We start from the raw sequence: 16714 nt of genomic DNA on the forward strand, positions 1-16714 counted from the left end.
CGGCGACCGGCGCCCTAACGCCGCCGGAGACGCGAAAGCCCCAACGCGCCGATCGCTCCCGCAGCGGCTGCGGCCAGCGCTCCGGCCACCCCGACCCCCTCGCGGACCTGCACCCGCGGCGTGATCTGTGCACCGGCGGGCGGGGGCACCGGAGCGGCGGCCATGGTCTCCGCCGACGTCGCCGCCCACGCGGTGGCGAACAGTATGAGCCGCGCGGTGATGTAGGCGAACACCATCAGGCCCAGCACCGGACCGAACGTCGCCCCGGCGGGTCCGGTGACCACCGAGCGCAGGTAGATGGACGCCACCTGCTTGAACACCTCGAAGGCAACCGCCGCGAGGACACCGGCCCGGATGGCGGAGCGGAAAGTGATCGATTCCCGCGGTAGTCGGGCGATGATCCAGGTGAACAGCAGCCAGGTGACGAGCAGCGACATCACGATCGAAACCACTCGCAGGATCACACTGATGCCCGGAACATCCTGCAGCCCAACCCACTCCACGACCTTGCGGGCCAGCCCGGAACTGCTCAGCGCGGTGAGCGCGACCGTGACCACGATCGCGAGGAAGAAGCCGACGATCGCCAACAGATCAGAGAGCTTGGTGCGAACGAATCCCTTCGGCTCCTGCCGCGCCTGACCCCACATCTGGCTCAGCGCCTCGCGCAGATTCGCCATCCACCCGAGGCCGGCCCACGCGGCGGCGGCCAGGCCGATGATGCCGACCGAGGTGCGCGACTCGATCGCCGAGTCCATCAGCTCGACCAATTGGGTGCCGACGTCGCCGGAGACCGCGGCTTCAATGCGCTCCTTGATCTCGGCCAGCAACTCGGGCTGACTGGCCAGGATGAACCCTGCGACCGCGAAACCCATCATCAGCAGGGGGAACAGCGCGAAGATCGTGAAGTAGGTGATGCCCGCGGCGTAGAAGTCGCCCTTGCTTTCTTTGTAGCGCCCCTGGGCGCGCATGACGTGGTCGAACCACGCGTACCGCGCGCGAAGGCGCTCGAGCAAGCCCGGCTTGTCGTCGTCCGGTTCGGCCGGCCCCGGCCTCATTTCCGGCTCCGCCGGAGTGTCATCCCAGCCTCCCGGGTGGGTCAGTCGCGCGACGGAAGAAAACCCAGCCGGTCATATACCCGCTTCACCGTGCCGGCAGACACTTCGCGGGCGCGCGCGGCGCCTGCCGCCAGCACCGATTCCAGTTCGCCCGCTTCGGCGAGCAATTCGTCGACCCTGGCCTTGATCGGGCCGACGAACTCGACCACCGCCTCGGCGGTGTCCGCCTTGAGATCGCCGTATCCACGGCCGGCGTACCCCTCCACCAGCTTGTCGATGTCCGTGCCCGTGACGGCCGATTGGATGGTCAGCAGGTTGGAAACGCCGGGCTTCGCCGCGGGGTCGTAACGGATGTCACGCTCGCTGTCGGTGACGGCCGAGCGAATCTTTTTGGCCGACAACTTCGGATCGTCGAGCAGGCTGATCAGTCCCGCCTCGGTGGCCGCGGACTTGCTCATCTTCGATGTGGGGTCCTGCAGGTCGTAGATCTTGGCGGTCTCCTTGCCGATCAGCACGTCGGGGACCACGAAGGTGTCCGGGAACCGGGAGTTGAAGCGTTGCGCGACATCGCGGGCCAGTTCGAGGTGCTGGCGCTGGTCCTCGCCGACCGGCACCACGTCCGTGTCGTAGAGCAACACGTCGGCGGCCATCAGCACGGGGTAGGTGAACAACCCGACCGTTGTGGCCTCGGCGCCCTCCTTCTGGGACTTGTCCTTGAATTGGGTCATCCGCGAGGCCTGCCCGAAACCGGTGAAACAGCCCAGCGCCCAGGCCAGTTCGGTGTGCGCGGGCACATGGCTCTGCACGAAGATCGTCGCCCGGGCGGGGTCGACGCCCAGCGCCAGATACTGCGCCGCCGTCACGAGCGTGCGGCGCCGCAGCTGGTCGGGATCCTGCGGGATCGTGATCGCGTGCAGGTCGACGACGCAGAAGAACGCCTCGTAGTCGTCCTGCAGACCCACCCACTGCTGGACCGCACCCAACGCGTTGCCGAGGTGCAATGAGTCGGAGGTGGGTTGCACGCCGGAGAAGACGACGCGACGAGAGGGCGTGTTCATGATGGATCAATCCTGTCACGCGGCCGACCGGGTCTAGCATCCTGCTTCGTGCGACGTTTCCTGGCGCTCGGGGCCGTGACGGCCGCGTTGGCGACGCTGCCCGGTTGTGGCGCCGACTCCCCCGAGGAGCAGCGTCCCGCGTCGACGGCTGTCGTGATCGTGTCCGGCGGAGATGCGACCAGTCCGTTCACCGGCCCCGACCAGGCCTGCGCCACCGGTCTGGCGGCCGGCAACACCGACACCGCGCTGCGCGAGTACCTGCTGGGTAAGGGCTATGCGGTCTACACCTCGCCGGCGATGGCGGGCCGCGGCCAGGTCGTCGACCAGACGGGGTTCGGCGCGTTCGGAGTGTGTCCGGTAACGCTGCCGGAGAACATGACGGTCAACTCCACCGGCAGCATCGACACCGCCGGTGAACACCTGGGCCGATTTCTGAACTGGCTGCATACCGACAAGGGCATCGCCGAGGTCGATTTCGTCGCCCACTCGATGGGCGGGCTGTACTCCCGGGCCGCGATCAGGGTGCTGGCGACCACCGACGCGCCGGTGAAGGTCCGTTCGCTGACCACGATCGGCACGCCTTGGCAGGGCTCCTACCTGTCGGACTACGCCAACGGGCTGGTGCCGCTGACCGTCTGTCAGGGCGACCGGTTCTGCGAGGACGCCATGAAGACCTTCAAGGACCGGGTGATCGAACTGATGGCCGGCTCCGGCCGGGAGGTCAACCGCGCGTTCCTGATGGGCGAGGACGGCTGGAACGAGTTCCAATCCGGGGTGCTCGACGACATCCCCGTGGTGCTGATCGGCGGCAAGCGATTCACCGGGGCGGGTCAGGCGAATCCGACCGTCTGGCCCAACGACGGCCTGGTCGCCCTGCAGAGCGCGTTGGCCGAGGGCGTCGGCGACCCGGTGCTGCCGCACCGACGGTGTCACACCTTCGACGACACGCACAGCATCTACGTGTCCGATCTGGCCGGTCTGGACTGGCAGACCGCGCTGACGTGGGATCCGCGGGTGTTCGACGTGGTGCACCAGGCGATCGAGAACGCCCCGCAGGCGCTCGACGGCCCCAACCGCGAGGGCTGCCCGACGAACTGACCGGCTGGCGCCGGCCTACTTGCGGTACCGGCGGTATCGCCTTAATGTCGGGCTACATGACCGAACGCGCACCGATCCACGCCGGATCCGGCGAACCGATGCTGTTGCTACACCCGTTCATGATGTCTCAGAACGTGTGGAAAGACGTCGCACCGATGGTTGCCGAGACGGGCCGCTACGAGGTACTCGCGCCGACCATGCCCGGCCACAACGGCGGCGTCAAGGGCCGGTTCTTCCTGGACACCAACGAACTGGCCGACGACATGGAACGCCGCATGGACGCGCTGGGCTGGGACACCGCCCACATCGTCGGCAACTCGCTGGGCGGCTGGGTCGCCTTCGAGTTGGAGCGGCGCGGCCGGGCCCGCACGCTGACCGGCATCGCCCCGGCCGGCGGCTGGCACCACTACAGCCCCGTCAAGTTCGAGATCGTCGGCAAGTTCGTGGCCGGCTTTCCGGTGTGGCTGGGCGCCAAGGTGCTGGGTCCGCGCGCGTTGCGGCTGCCGTTCATCCGCCAGCTGGCGTACGTGCCGATCAGCGCCGGCTCGGACCGGTTGAGCGACGAGGATCTGCTCGTCATCATCGACGACGTCACGCACTGCCCGGCGTACTACCAGCTGCTGCTCAAGGCGCTGCTGCTGCCCGGCCTGCTCGAACTCGCCGAAGGCAAGTGCCCGACGCATCTGGTGATCTGCGAGAAGGACCGCGTGCTTCCGCATCCGCGGTTCACCCGCCATTTCACCGACCACCTACCGCAGACCACCGAGATCACGCACCTCGACGACGTCGGGCACATCCCGATGTTCGAGGCGCCGCGCCGGATCGCCGATGTGATCGTGGAGTTCGTCGACCGGTACGCGACCTCACCGCCGCAGACCGCGCTGGGCGGCTAGAGCTCGGTCACCGGCGCAGCCGTCGCGCCTTCCAGCACCGAGTTGAGCGTCTTGCTGGGCCGCATCACGGCGGTGGTCTTCTCGGCGTCGGGATAGTAATAGCCCCCGATATCGACCGAACTTCCCTGCACCTCAGCGAGTTCGGATACGATCGCGTCCTCGTTCTCGGCCAGGTTCTTGGCCAGATCGGCGAAGTGGTCGGCGAGTTCCTTGTCATCGGTCTGCTCGGCGAGCTCCTGGGCCCAGTACATGGCCAGGTAGTACTGGCTTCCCCGGTTGTCCAGCTCACCGGCCTTGCGGGACGGGCTCTTGTTGTTGTCCAACAGTTTTCCGATCGCGGAATCGAGCGTCTTGCCCAGCAGGGTCGCGCGCTTGTTGCCGGTCTTGCGGCCGAGATCCTCGAAACACTCGCCGAGCGCGAGGTATTCGCCGAGCGAATCCCACCTCAGGTGGTTCTCCTCGACCAGCTGGTGCACGTGCTTGGGAGCCGAACCGCCCGCGCCGGTCTCGTACATGCCGCCGCCGGCCATCAACGGCACGATCGACAGCATCTTGGCGCTGGTGCCCAGCTCCAGGATCGGGAACAGGTCGGTCAGGTAGTCGCGCAGGATGTTTCCGGTCACGGCGATGGTGTCCTGGCCACGGACGAGCCGCTCGAGCGTGTACCGCATCGCCCAGACCTGCGGCATGATCTGGATGTGCAGGCCCTCGGTGTCGTGGTCCTTGAGGTACTCCTTGACCTTCTTGCGTAGCTCGACCTCGTGCGGGCGTTCGGTGTCGAGCCAGAACAGCGCCGTCATGCCCGAGGCCCGCGCCCGGGTGACGGCCAGCTTGACCCAGTCGCGGATCGGCGCGTCCTTGACCACCGGCATGCGCCAGATGTCGCCGGTCTCGACGTTCTGCGACATCAACACCTCGCCGCTGTCGATGTCGACGATGTCGGCGACGCCGTCCTCGGGAATCTCGAAGGTCTTGTCGTGGCTGCCGTATTCCTCGGCCTTTTGCGCCATCAGGCCGACGTTCGGGACGGTGCCCATCGTCGTCGGGTCGAACTGGCCGTGCGTCTTACAGAAGTTGATCATCTCCTGGTAGATCCGGGAGAACGTCGACTCCGGATTGACGGCCTTGGTGTCCTTGGTGCGCCCGTCGGCGCCGTACATCTTGCCGCCCAACCGGATCATCGCCGGCATCGAGGCGTCGACGATCACGTCGCTGGGCGAATGGAAGTTAGTGATGCCGCGCGCCGAATCCACCATCGCGAGTTCGGGCCGGTGCTCGTGGCAGGCGTGGATGTCGTTGATGATCTCCTCGCGCTGCGAGGCGGGCAGCGACTCGATCTTGTCGTACAGATCGGACATGCCGTTGTTGACGTTGACGCCGAGTTCGTCGAAGAGCTTCTCGTGCTTGGCGAACGCCTCCTTGTAGAACACCTTGACCGCGTGGCCGAACACGATCGGGTGGCTGACCTTCATCATCGTCGCCTTCACGTGCAGCGAGAACATCACGCCCGTCTCGTAGGCGTCCTGCATCTCGCGTTCGTAGAACTCGCACAGCGCCTTTTTGCTCATGAACATGCTGTCGATGATGTCGCCCTCGTCGAGCGCCACCTCCGGCTTGAGCACCATCTCCTCGCCGCCCTTGGTGGTCAGCACCATCTTGACCTTGCGATCGCGATCGAGCGTCATCGACTTCTCGCCGGCGTAGAAGTCGCCGCCGCGCATGGTCGCCACGTGTGTGCGCGACGCCTGCGACCACTGACCCATGCTGTGCGGATGCTTGCGGGCGTACTCCTTGACCGCTTTCGGTGCGCGGCGGTCGGAGTTGCCCTGCCGCAGCACCGGGTTGACCGCACTGCCGAGGGCTTTGGCGTAGCGCTCCTTGATCTCGCGCTCCTCGTCGGACTTCGGGTCGCCCGGGTAATCGGGCAGGTCGTAGCCCTTGGCCTGGAGCTCCTTGATGGCGGCCAGCAGCTGCGGCACCGAAGCGCTGATGTTTGGCAACTTGATGATGTTGGTGTCCGGAGCGTGCGTGAGCTCGCCCAGCCTGCCCAGGTTGTCCGGCACCCGCCGGTTGTCGTCGAGGCGGTCGGAGAACTCGGCCAGAATGCGCGCCGCCACCGAGATGTCGCTGGTCTCGACGTCGATGCCGGCCGGTTCGGTGAAGGTGCGGATGATCGGAAGGAAGGCGTAGGTCGCAAGCAGCGGCGCCTCGTCGGTGAGCGTATAGATGATGGTCGGCTGCTCGTCACTCATATGGCGTTCTCCCGGCTCGGTCTGGGTCAGGTTCGCAAAGCTCCGCGTGTGGCGCAGCTATCAGTATCGCTACGAACACGACGCTACGCCCGCCCCGGGGGTGGCGGTTGACCACGGTGTCGCTCTCGCGACGGCAACGAGTGAACGCCCCGTGCTGGCACGTTCCCGCCGACGTGGGTTACTCTTCTTTCCGGTCATGAGCGCCAGCGACAAGCCCCGGCTTGCTGGCCGGCAACCCTCCAACCGCGGTGGGGTGCCCCGGGTGATGACCAGGTTGAGTACCCGCTGACAGGCGGTTACCGGCAAGCGCGGGTCCGTTGAGACGGGCCCCCAGACACAGATGGAGGTTCGTTTCGCATGAGCACGCCGGAAGATTCGACCACTCGCTGGGCGTTCGAGACCAAGCAGGTCCACGCCGGCCAGACGCCCGACGCCGCCACCAACGCGCGGGCGCTGCCGATCTACCAGACCACGTCATACACCTTCAACAGCACCGACCACGCCGCGGCGCTGTTCGGGCTCGCCGAGACCGGCAACATCTACACCCGGATCATGAACCCGACGACCGACGTCGTCGAGCAGCGCATCGCGGCGCTGGAGGGGGGCGTGGCCGCGCTGTTCCTGGCCTCCGGGCAGGCCGCCGAGCACTTCGCGATCCTCAACCTCGCCAACGCCGGCGATCACATCGTCTCCAGCCCGCGGCTCTACGGCGGCACCTACAACCTGTTCCACTACACGCTGCCCAAGATCGGCATCGAGGTCAGCTTCGTCGAGAATCCCGACGACATGGACTCCTGGCGTGCCGCGGTGCGGCCCAACACCAAGGCGTTCTTCGCCGAGACCATCTCCAACCCCCAGATCGATGTGCTCGACATTCCTTCGGTCGCCGCGGTGGCCCACGACAACGGCGTGCCGCTGATCGTCGACAACACGATCGCCACCCCGTACCTGATCCAGCCGCTGAGCCACGGCGCTGACATCGTCGTGCACTCGGCCACCAAGTATCTGGGCGGCCACGGCGCGGCGATCGCCGGTGTCATCGTCGACGGCGGCAACTTCGACTGGACGAACGGCAAGTTCCCCGGATTCACCACCCCCGACCCGAGCTACCACGGGGTGGTGTTCGCAGAACTCGGCCCGCCCGCGTATGCGCTCAAGGCGCGTGTTCAGCTGCTGCGCGACCTGGGTTCGGCGGCGTCGCCGTTCAACGCCTTCCTGATCGCGCAGGGTTTGGAGACGCTGAGCCTGCGCGTCGAACGTCACGTGGAGAATGCGCAGCGCGTCGCCGAGTACCTGGACAGCCACGACGACGTCATCTCGGTGAATTACGCGGGGCTGCCCAGCTCACCGTGGCATGAGCTCGGCAAGAAGCTGGCGCCCAGGGGCACCGGTGCGGTGCTGGCTTTCGAGCTGGCCGGCGGCGTCGACGCGGGCAAGGCGTTCGTCAACGCGCTGACGTTGCACAGCCACGTCGCCAACATCGGTGACGTGCGCTCGCTGGTGATCCATCCGGCGTCGACCACGCATGCGCAGCTCTCGCCCGAGGAGCAGCTGGCCACCGGTGTCACGCCCGGCCTGGTGCGGCTGGCGGTCGGCATCGAGGGCATCGACGACATCCTCGCCGACCTCGAGCAGGGTTTCGCCGCGGCGAAACCGTTCAGCGCGGCGGACGCCGCGGATCCGAACACCACAGCGGCGTTCTGATGACAATCTTCGACGTGGAAGCCGACGTGCCATTGGTGAGCCTGCCCGACGAGGGCGAGATCGGTGTCGTCGACATCGGCCCCCTGACACTGGAGAACGGCACGGTGCTCGACGACGTGTCGATCGCGGTGCAGCGCTGGGGTGAACTGTCGCCGACCCGCGACAACGTGGTGGTGGTGCTGCACGCGCTGACCGGTGATTCCTACATCACCGGGCCTGCGGTGCCCGACCACCCGACCGGCGGCTGGTGGGACGGTGTTGCCGGGCCCGGCGCCGCGATCGACACCGACCGCTGGTGCGCGGTGGCGACCAACGTGCTCGGCGGCTGCCGCGGCTCGACCGGTCCCGGTTCGCTACACCCGGACGGCAAGGCGTGGGGGTCGAGGTTTCCGGCGGTGTCAATCCGCGACCAGGTCCAGGCCGATATCGCCGCGCTCGCCGCGCTGGGTATCACCGAGGTCGCAGCGGTGGTGGGCGGCTCGATGGGCGGCGCCCGCGCGCTGGAGTGGATCGTCGGCCACCCCGACAAGGTGCGTTCCGCGCTGGTGCTGGCCGTCGGGGCCCGTGCCACCGCCGACCAGATCGGCACCCAGTGCTCGCAGGTCGCCGCGATCAAGTCGGATCCGAACTGGCAGAACGGCGACTACTACGGCACCGGGCTGTCTCCCGACACCGGCATGGAGATCGCCCGGCGGTTCGCGCACCTGACGTATCGCGGCGAGATGGAGCTCGACACCCGGTTCGCAAACGATCCGCAGGGCGCCGAGGATCCGGGGACCGGCGGTCGCTACGCCGTGCAGAGTTACCTCGAGCACCAGGGCCGCAAGCTGGTCGCCCGGTTCGACGCGGGCACCTACGTCACGCTGACCGACTCGTTGTCGAGCCACGACGTGGGGCGCGGCCGCGGAGGTGTCGAGGCCGCCCTGCGCGGCTGCCCGGTGCCGGTGGTCGTCGGCGGCATCACCTCGGATCGGCTGTACCCGCTGCGGCTGCAGCAGGAGTTGGCCGAGCTGCTGCCCAACTGCCGCGGGCTCGACGTCGTCGAGTCGATCTACGGACATGACGGGTTCCTGGTCGAGACGGAGGCGGTGTACAAGCTGATCCGCCAGACCCTGGAGCTGGCGTCTCGCCGATGACGACCCAGCAACGCTCGCTGTCGTTCGGTGCCGAAGCCGCGGCCTACGAGCGCGGCAGGCCGTCGTACCCGCCGGAGGCGATCGACTGGTTGCTGCCGTCCTACGCGCAGAAGGTGCTCGATCTCGGTGCCGGCACCGGCAAGTTGACCACCCGGCTGGTGGAACGCGGGCTCGATGTCTACGCCGTCGACCCGATACCGGAGATGCTCGAGTTGCTGACCACGTCGCTGCCCGACACCCCGGCGCTGCTGGGCACCGCCGAGGAGATCCCGCTGCCCGACGACAGCGTCGACACCGTGCTGGTGGCCCAGGCGTGGCACTGGTTCGACACCGAGCGCGCGGTCAAGGAGGTGGCGCGGGTGCTGCGGCCCGGCGGCCGACTCGGCCTGGTGTGGAATTCCCGCGACGAACGGCTGGGCTGGGTCAAAGAGCTCGGCCGCATCATCGGCCACGAGAATGCCCAAGTCAACGAGTCGACCATGCTGCCCGAGCCGTTCACCGGAGTCGAACGCCACCAGGTCGAGTGGACGAGCTACCTGACACCGCAGGCGCTCATCGACCTTGTCGCCTCCCGCAGCTACTGCATCACCTCCCCCGAGCGGGTGCGCACCAGGACGCTGGACCGGGTGCGCGAGCTGTTGGCCACCCATCCGGCACTGGCCAACTCGACCGGGCTGGCGTTGCCGTACGTCACCGTGTGCATCCGCGCGACGCTGTCCTAGCCGTTGCACCCGACTCCGCGCTGAGGGGCGACCGCAAGGGTCAGCGGGGCACTTGGCCGATCGGCGTCGCCGGTGGAACCCTGAGCCGAGGCGCCAGAGCCGTCGGGGTCGGCTCGACCACCCGGTACACCCGCCACCTGTGCTCGTTGTTGGTGCCGTCGACTTGGAACGCGAGCTCGCCGATCCCGGCGCCGTCGGCCCACATCGTCGGATACCGGAGTTGGATGGCGCTCGCCGCTGACGACCGCGGGTTACTGATGACGAAGTACTTCACGCCCATGTCCCACGGACGGTTCAGTGCGGTGGTGAAGTCGAAGTCGCTCGTGATCACGAACTGTTTAGGGTCCTCGGAGGCCAACCAGACCAGCCAACTGGTGGAGGTGTCCATGAGGACCGACCCCGGCGGAAGGTTCTTCCTGTCGAGATGGCGCGCCACCAAGCGGTCGTCGTAGCCGATCCGGCGAGTCGGTTGCGCATATGCATCCTGTCCACCGCCGAACAGCGATGTGACAGCGGCCAACTGCTGTCGCACCCCGAGGTTCGCATTGAACATCGACCGGCTCGTGACGGGGACGCCTATGACGGCGGACGCACACACGAGCACGACGCCGAGCCGTTTCAGCCGGCTTTCCAGGCGCCGCCACCGCGGTGGGCCGCTGGTGGTGGTCCACAGCGCCAGCGCGATTACGAGAACCAGCGGGATCGCCGGCAGGTAATAGCGGAACAGGTTGAACGTGTTGCCCGTGAACTGCCCCCACACCACGAATGCCAGCATGGCGCCGAATGTGGCGACCGGGACGAGCGTGTCGGCGGTTCTGGTCAACGCGGCGGCGACGACGGCGACGGCGACCGCTATTCCGGCGAAGGGTTGCATAGCCCACAGCAGCGCTGCGATGAGCCGCCAGTTACCCGTGGTGAACGCCGCTTCTCCGCCGCGCATGCGTGCGACCTCGACCTGACTCGCATTGCCGTACACCGATGTAACGGTCGCGAACAGCTCACCGCTGATGACCCAGCTGGTGACCGCCCAGATGGTGACCGCCATGACCGTGGGAAACACGGCGATGATGCTGCAGACAAGCATCGATTGTGTGCGCGTTTCCCGCGCGGACCGCCGATAGGCGACCGCTGCCACCAAGACGGCCACCCCGGCAGCGGTCGCCAGAACGTCGTAGCGGGCGAGGTAGCCGACACCCAGAGCGAGTCCCGCACCGGCCAAGTCGGTGGTGCGCATGGAGCCGACCCACCGGAGCAGGTGGCGGGCACACCACAGAACGCAGAACATGGTTGCGGCCTCACTCAACCCGAAGGCAGCCACCAGAACGATCATCGGGTTCAGTGCGAAGCAGCCGACCACTATCAGCCGGTAGGCGTTGGGAACTGACCGGTCGATCGCGATCTGACGCACCATCATCGCCGACCCGGCCATGAACAGCGAGCTCTGAACCGCGCCCGCGAGGCCGAAGGTCCGCAGTTCCGGCCACCACCGAGACAGAGGCACGAGGGGAATCTCGATCAAGCTCGGCAAGGGATTCCATACAAACCCGATGGCCGAGAGGTGAGGATCCCTGCTCAGCACGACGTAACCGGCGTTGGCCACCCGGCTCAAACCGTCGCCGTCGAAGATGTTGTAGCGCATGGCGAGAACAGCCCCAACGACGAAGTACAGCACCGCCAGCGCCGTGAACTGGGCGACCGGGCCCCAGCGCGACCCCCGGGGTGGCGGTTGCCCCGCCCCGACGCTCGAGTCGTGCTCGGCGATGCCGATCGCCACTACCAAGGCATCAGCCCGTGACGTTGGATCTTCGTCGCCGGACGATCAGTACCGTCGCGGTTGCGCCGACCGCCAGCGCGCCGACCGCGACGGTGGTCCAGGTCCACCATCTCCAGCCGGCGCTGGGGCGCCGCGGTGGCGGCGAAGTACGGATCGTCAGGTTCACCGTGTCCGCATTGGCGCCGGTGGCCACGACGTCACCGGCGATCGAGGCCCATCTGCCCTCGAGCGCAGAAACGTAGTCGAAGCTGCGGTCCAGTAGCTCGGTGCCGCCGTTGCTGCTGATCGCCAGCACCGTTCGCCCGTTGTCGGAGAAGATCTGAATGACGCCCAACGCCCCGCCGAGGACGAGGTCGGTGAACGGGTTGCCGTCGATGGTGGCGGCTGCGCCGCCCACTGGCAGCACTGGGGGATCCAATCCGGCCTGTCGCAGCGCCTCGCCGCCGGCGACCAGCAGCAGCCCCTCCTCCGACGCGGTGGCCTCGCCGATCGGGATGACGTTCGGCCTCAGCGTGTACCCCGTTTGTTGACCGATCAGGTTGATGGCACGTGCGGCATAGCGGATCTGATCCGGCTGTTCGACGGCGACATCGAAATCAGGGGTGAACGCCATCGGCAACGCCGCAAATCCGCTCCGTCCGTCCGCGCTGCCGGGTTTCACCGAGATGGTCGATCGAGGATCCAGCGCAAAGGTGATTCTGTCCGTCGTAGGCGGACAATCCCTGTCGGGAAAGTATCGAATCTCCAGCGCCAGGCCGACATTCGACGCGATCGCACCGGTGGGCAGCTCGAGAACCAGATCCAGGGCACCGGACCGATCCAGGGCGCGCGAGGCCAGCACCGCGTCGCCGGAGCTGATCATGACCGACCCCGTCCCGGACTCGACGGCGGTGTACTGGGCAATGAGGTGGACCTTGGCTTCCTGGACCGATCCGACTGCGAATCTGCTCGCATCGAAGCCGGCATAGAGAATCGTGGTGCCCAGCACCGATGCCTTTGCTCCAATGCCGAGTTGCGCGAATGTCAGAATTTCGGTCGAGCCCGCGAGCAGGTCCGACACGGCGGTGACCGAAGCAGTCTGGGACTGGGCCAACAGGATTCGTCGGTCGGCGAAGATGTCGATCTGCCGGGTCAGAGCTGTCCCTTGGCCGGAGATAACCAGCCTCGCGGCGGGCGTGCCACCGTTCGCCACTTCCAGTCCAGCAGGTCCGCCCTCACGGATCTCCATCACGCGACTGGTGCTGGTGTCAGTGGGACGAGGCGGTTCAGCGGCAGTGCTCACGTCAATCCGGACAGGAATGGGCCGGTACAGGTTCGTCAGCTTTGCAACCAGGTTCAGGGCGGCCTGTTGCTGGCTCGGCGATGGGTTGCGCCCCACCCAGATCGATATGGAGTCCACATAGCCCGGCAGGAAATCCGCGACTACACGGGGATTCGGCGCATCGCCGGAGAACGTCACGGCCAACTGAGTCAGCGTCACCGACGGCGACTGGCCGCAGCTCCTTTCAGACCCGTCCCCGTCGTCACCGCGCAGCACGAAGCTGAAGGCCACCCTCCCGTCGGTGACCTGTGCTTGGGACGTGTCCACTAGGAACGGCTCGGTCGCGCCGTCCGCCGGCACCGGAATCGTCGCCAGCGCGACTCCGCGGCCGTCGAGCACGTCCACCTTGCCCGTCGTGACGTTGACCACCGAGCCGATCTGCCCGGCGACGAGCGCAGGGGTGACCCCCTGCGGGACCGGCACCTCGACATCGCCGGCCTGGTTGTAGCCCAGAAGCACGAGGCGGTCGGACAAACCGAGTTGGGACCATCCCATCTGCGTGGTCCCCGGCGCCGGATCAGCGATACCGAAATCGGGCTGGGCCAGCGCTGCGGCCGCGCCGCCGGACGCGAGCAGGACGATGGCGAAAACCGACGCTCTCATCACGCGGGAGAGAATCCTCAACTCACGGCCCTCCCACCTCGACCGCCGGTCGACTCTGTCCGGAGAGGCCGTGCACGGTCTTCTCCCAGAAGGAAGGTCGGAAGATGAACTGGTACACGGCTTTCACCGCGGCCACCGATTGCAGCAGCCAGTACATCGGCGCCAGCAGCGCGGCCCACCACAGGCAGGGCTTACCCAGGTTGTTGATGACGAGAAGACCGACGTAGATGGAGATCGGCGCACCCAGAAATAACAAGGCGAGGCTGACGTAATACGGAAACGCGGGAAAGAGAACACTGACGAACTCCGGACGACCCGCCACCCACATCGCCATGACCAGCCAGAACAACAGGTTGAGAAAGTTGGTGATCGTTACCGCTCCGGTCAGGTTGATCAGCCGGAGAGTGGCTTTGAACCCGATCTCCTGCCGGAGAGTCGCGGGATGGCGCAAGTGCACGAACATCGTCTGCAGATAACCCTTGTACCACCGCGAACGCTGCCGAACCCAGTTCAGCACATCGGAATTGGCCTCCTCGAGGGTTTCGGAGTCCAGAATCAACGTGCGGTACCCGTGCCGTGCCAGCCGAACTCCGAGGTCCGCGTCTTCGGTGACGTTGAACTCGTCCCAGCCGCCCACATCGCGCCACACGTCGGTGGGCAGGTGACTTGAGGTGCCCCCGAGCAGCACGACGCAGTTCGATGCCTGGACCGCGGGCAGTATCAGCCTGAACCACTGGTCGTATTCCATCGAGAACCAACGGGTCAGCAGGTTCTGACGCTCGTTGAAGTAGCCGAGCCGACACTGCAGGCAACCGACGTCGGCGGGCAGTCTGCGAAAAGCCGCCACGGCCTTACGAAGTTGCAGTGGCTCCGGAACGTCCTCGGCGTCGTAGATCGTCATCATCTCGCCCCTGACGCCCGCCGTACGCATCGCGTAGTTGCACGCCTTGGGCTTGGTCTTCGGCAGGCTGTGCGGAACGGTGACCACCCGAACGGAGTTGTCGGTGATGTCGCGCACCGCCTCCTGCGTCGCGACGTCATCGTCTTCGACCAGGAGCAGAATCTCCAGCTTGGCCTTGGGGTACTCCAATCTGCCCACGCCGTCGATCAGGTTCTCCAATATCTCCGGTTCGTCGTAGACCGGTAGCAGCACCGTATAGAGCGGCAGCCCGGCGTCCGGCATCGCACGGGCTTCAGCGTCATCGACAACCACCATCGGTGACGATCGAATGCCCTTGATCAGCAACCAATTGCGATCGAGTATCGAAGCGAGGTAAGCGATCACGATACTCGGCGTCAGGAGCGCGAAAAAAAGCGATGGCGCCACCGCGAAACAGACCGCAGGCACAAGACAGAGCGCCGCCAGCCAGGCAATGGACCGAGGGTTGAGGAGCGCGCGCGCCGACAGGTGACTCGACAGCCAGGTGCCGGGAACGTAGTCGTCAGCCTCTGGGGTAATCACTTGCGGCCATCAAGATGTCGACTACGGCGTAGGCCCGCCGACGGACGGAGGCGGGCACCTCGCCGACCGAATCGGATTGCTGTCCCATCGCTTTCAGTGCCGGATCCAGCATCGTGGCGCCGAATGATAGCGGCTGTGGGCTCGGCGGCGGGTTCGACGTCATGCTGGTCTGGTTGACGATGACCGTGATCTGTTCGTACTCGGCTGCCGTACGCCAGACCCAGGTGAGGGCGTACCAGTCGGTGTCGTCGCTGGTGGTGGCGGAGTCGGTGTTGGTGTGGGCCTCGCGAATCCCCTGCGGCAGTTGCGGGTTCGCGCCTGAATCGACAGCTCGGTAGCTCACCGGCCGCCGAACCGGGTACCACACCACGTCGATGTAGTCGCGCAGCGCAGCGGAATTCTTCGAAGCCAACACGTCGACTGCTGCCGAGGGGGCGTCGACATAGGCGGGGAGCAGGTAGCGCCGGAAACTCGAATCGGGGCCCAGGAAACGGGTGACGAAGGGAAACTCCCCCGCGTCAACGGTGCCCGCACGCTGAAGCCAGTCGCTCCGCACGGCCTGCGGCGTCGGGGCAGCGGCGATCGACGGATTGAACACCAGGACCAGGCATGCCAGTGCAGTCAGTGCGACCAGCATTCGCGCGGTCACCCGGGGAAAGTGCCCGGATGCACCGACCGCGCCGCGGCGACCCGCTCGTCCGGTGAGAACGACGGTCACCGTGACGATCAGCACCGGCACGGCCGCGCCGGTCACGAGCACGATCCCGCCAAGGGTCACCGCCCCGCTCAGCAGGACCGCCGAGCCGAATCCGGCGACCAGGCACAGCACCGTCGTCAGGATCCGGAGTGACACTTGCCACCGGTTGGTCGCGAAGAAGACGGCGACCGCGCCGACGACCGTGGCGACCACGGCACAGAGGTCATCGGATCCGCCCAGCGTGGCCGTGGCGACGAGATAGGGCAGGGGCGTTGCGCAGATCGATGCGATCGCCCATACCGGCCACATCCTCACCGTGTGCCGAATCCCGAACAAGATCAGCGCAACACAGATCACCCAGAGCACCGCGCCGAGAAGATCGACCCGCCACAGGCCCGTAGAAGTGGGATAGCGACGTTCCGTCACCACGATGAGGCCCACGCCGAGCGCCGCGACCATGGCGGCGACGATCCAATCGGACTCGCCGTCGGCGACGCCGGAGGGTGGCTCACGGTATCCGGCCGCACACAGCAGGATGACGAACGGCAGGATGACGAGAATTGCGTTGCGGGACCCTGCAAACGACGCGGCCAGCAGCTCGCCGTACGTCGGTGCGTACGCGACAATGAACAGCAAAGCCACTGCACAGATGCGTGGCCAGAAGCCGACCATGCCATGCCTAAGACTCGGCTCGGTGACAACCTTGATCGACCGGCTTACCGCGTCGCGAACGGGGATCGCATCAACCACGAGCAGACCCGAATCGCGGCGACGACGGAGTTCGACGTGCCTGCACGGCTACCGGCGGTCCTCCGCGCTCGTCCGCCCGGCACAGCGAGCGTGGCGCGCGCAGCGAACTGGTGGGGTGGCGCCGCACGTGGGGACCCCCGTCATTCGGTTCGCTAAGAATGAAGGCCCACCGCGGCTCGGATGGTCAAG

The 16714-nt window shown here is 66.6% G+C and carries 12 protein-coding genes and 1 riboswitch; of the genes, 5 read left to right on the forward strand and 7 right to left on the reverse strand.

Annotated elements, in window-relative coordinates; genetic code table 11:
* Positions 1-14: 14 nt before the first annotated feature.
* Together yhjD and trpS are read right to left on the reverse strand one after the other, a co-directional pair.
* Complete coding sequence (yhjD, locus tag K3G64_RS03165; RefSeq protein ID WP_238888935.1) at positions 15-1055, reverse strand: inner membrane protein YhjD; 1041 nt, start codon at positions 1053-1055, stop codon at positions 15-17.
* Between the two features lie 41 nt (positions 1056-1096).
* Complete coding sequence (gene trpS, locus K3G64_RS03170; protein ID WP_238888936.1) at positions 1097-2113, reverse strand: tryptophan--tRNA ligase; 1017 nt, start codon at positions 2111-2113, stop codon at positions 1097-1099.
* 48 nt (positions 2114-2161) lie between these two features.
* Here trpS and K3G64_RS03175 point away from each other — a divergent pair, with 48 nt between their 5' ends.
* Positions 2162-3211, forward strand: a complete 1050-nt coding sequence (locus tag K3G64_RS03175) for an alpha/beta hydrolase (RefSeq protein WP_370647080.1) — start codon at positions 2162-2164, stop codon at positions 3209-3211.
* Between the two features lie 56 nt (positions 3212-3267).
* On the forward strand, positions 3268-4104 hold the full coding sequence (locus K3G64_RS03180; RefSeq protein WP_238888938.1) for an alpha/beta fold hydrolase: 837 nt from the start codon (positions 3268-3270) through the stop codon (positions 4102-4104).
* On the opposite strand, the gene K3G64_RS03185 is transcribed toward K3G64_RS03180, so the two are convergent.
* Positions 4101-6356: an NADP-dependent isocitrate dehydrogenase gene (locus K3G64_RS03185; RefSeq protein ID WP_238888940.1), complete on the reverse strand. Its 2256-nt coding sequence runs from the start codon at positions 6354-6356 to the stop codon at positions 4101-4103. The two genes, K3G64_RS03180 and K3G64_RS03185, sit on opposite strands and share 4 nt — an antisense overlap.
* 192 nt (positions 6357-6548) lie before the next feature.
* A riboswitch (SAM riboswitch) is annotated at positions 6549-6671 on the forward strand.
* Positions 6672-6713: 42 nt separating this feature from the next.
* Here K3G64_RS03185 and K3G64_RS03190 point away from each other — a divergent pair.
* From K3G64_RS03190 to K3G64_RS03200, 3 genes are read left to right on the forward strand one after another with little or no spacing between them, the layout of a single operon-like run.
* A complete protein-coding gene (locus tag K3G64_RS03190) occupies positions 6714-8060 on the forward strand; it encodes a bifunctional o-acetylhomoserine/o-acetylserine sulfhydrylase (RefSeq protein ID WP_238888942.1) in 1347 nt (448 codons plus the stop codon).
* The gene (gene metX, locus K3G64_RS03195; RefSeq protein WP_238888944.1) at positions 8060-9196 is read left to right on the forward strand and encodes a homoserine O-acetyltransferase MetX; all 1137 of its coding nucleotides are present in this window, start codon (positions 8060-8062) and stop codon (positions 9194-9196) included. Before K3G64_RS03190 ends, metX begins: the two co-directional genes overlap by 1 nt.
* Positions 9193-9918 (forward strand): class I SAM-dependent methyltransferase, encoded by a 726-nt coding sequence (locus K3G64_RS03200; protein WP_238888945.1) that lies wholly within the window; start codon positions 9193-9195, stop codon positions 9916-9918. Before metX ends, K3G64_RS03200 begins: the two co-directional genes overlap by 4 nt.
* Before the next feature lie 40 nt (positions 9919-9958).
* On the opposite strand, the gene K3G64_RS03205 is transcribed toward K3G64_RS03200, so the two are convergent.
* From K3G64_RS03205 to K3G64_RS03220, 4 genes are read right to left on the reverse strand one after another with little or no spacing between them, the layout of a single operon-like run.
* Positions 9959-11692 (reverse strand): hypothetical protein, encoded by a 1734-nt coding sequence (locus K3G64_RS03205; RefSeq protein WP_238888946.1) that lies wholly within the window; start codon positions 11690-11692, stop codon positions 9959-9961.
* Between the two features lie 10 nt (positions 11693-11702).
* The gene (locus K3G64_RS03210; protein WP_370647157.1) at positions 11703-13616 is read right to left on the reverse strand and encodes a hypothetical protein; all 1914 of its coding nucleotides are present in this window, start codon (positions 13614-13616) and stop codon (positions 11703-11705) included.
* A 22-nt stretch (positions 13617-13638) separates the two neighbouring features.
* The gene (locus tag K3G64_RS03215; RefSeq protein WP_370647158.1) at positions 13639-15024 is read right to left on the reverse strand and encodes a glycosyltransferase; all 1386 of its coding nucleotides are present in this window, start codon (positions 15022-15024) and stop codon (positions 13639-13641) included.
* A gap of 34 nt (positions 15025-15058) precedes the next feature.
* A complete protein-coding gene (locus K3G64_RS03220) occupies positions 15059-16417 on the reverse strand; it encodes a hypothetical protein (protein ID WP_238888948.1) in 1359 nt (452 codons plus the stop codon).
* Positions 16418-16714 lie beyond the last annotated feature (297 nt).

It is taken from the genome of Mycobacterium sp. IDR2000157661, assembly GCF_022317005.1.
Taxonomy (GTDB): domain Bacteria; phylum Actinomycetota; class Actinomycetes; order Mycobacteriales; family Mycobacteriaceae; genus Mycobacterium.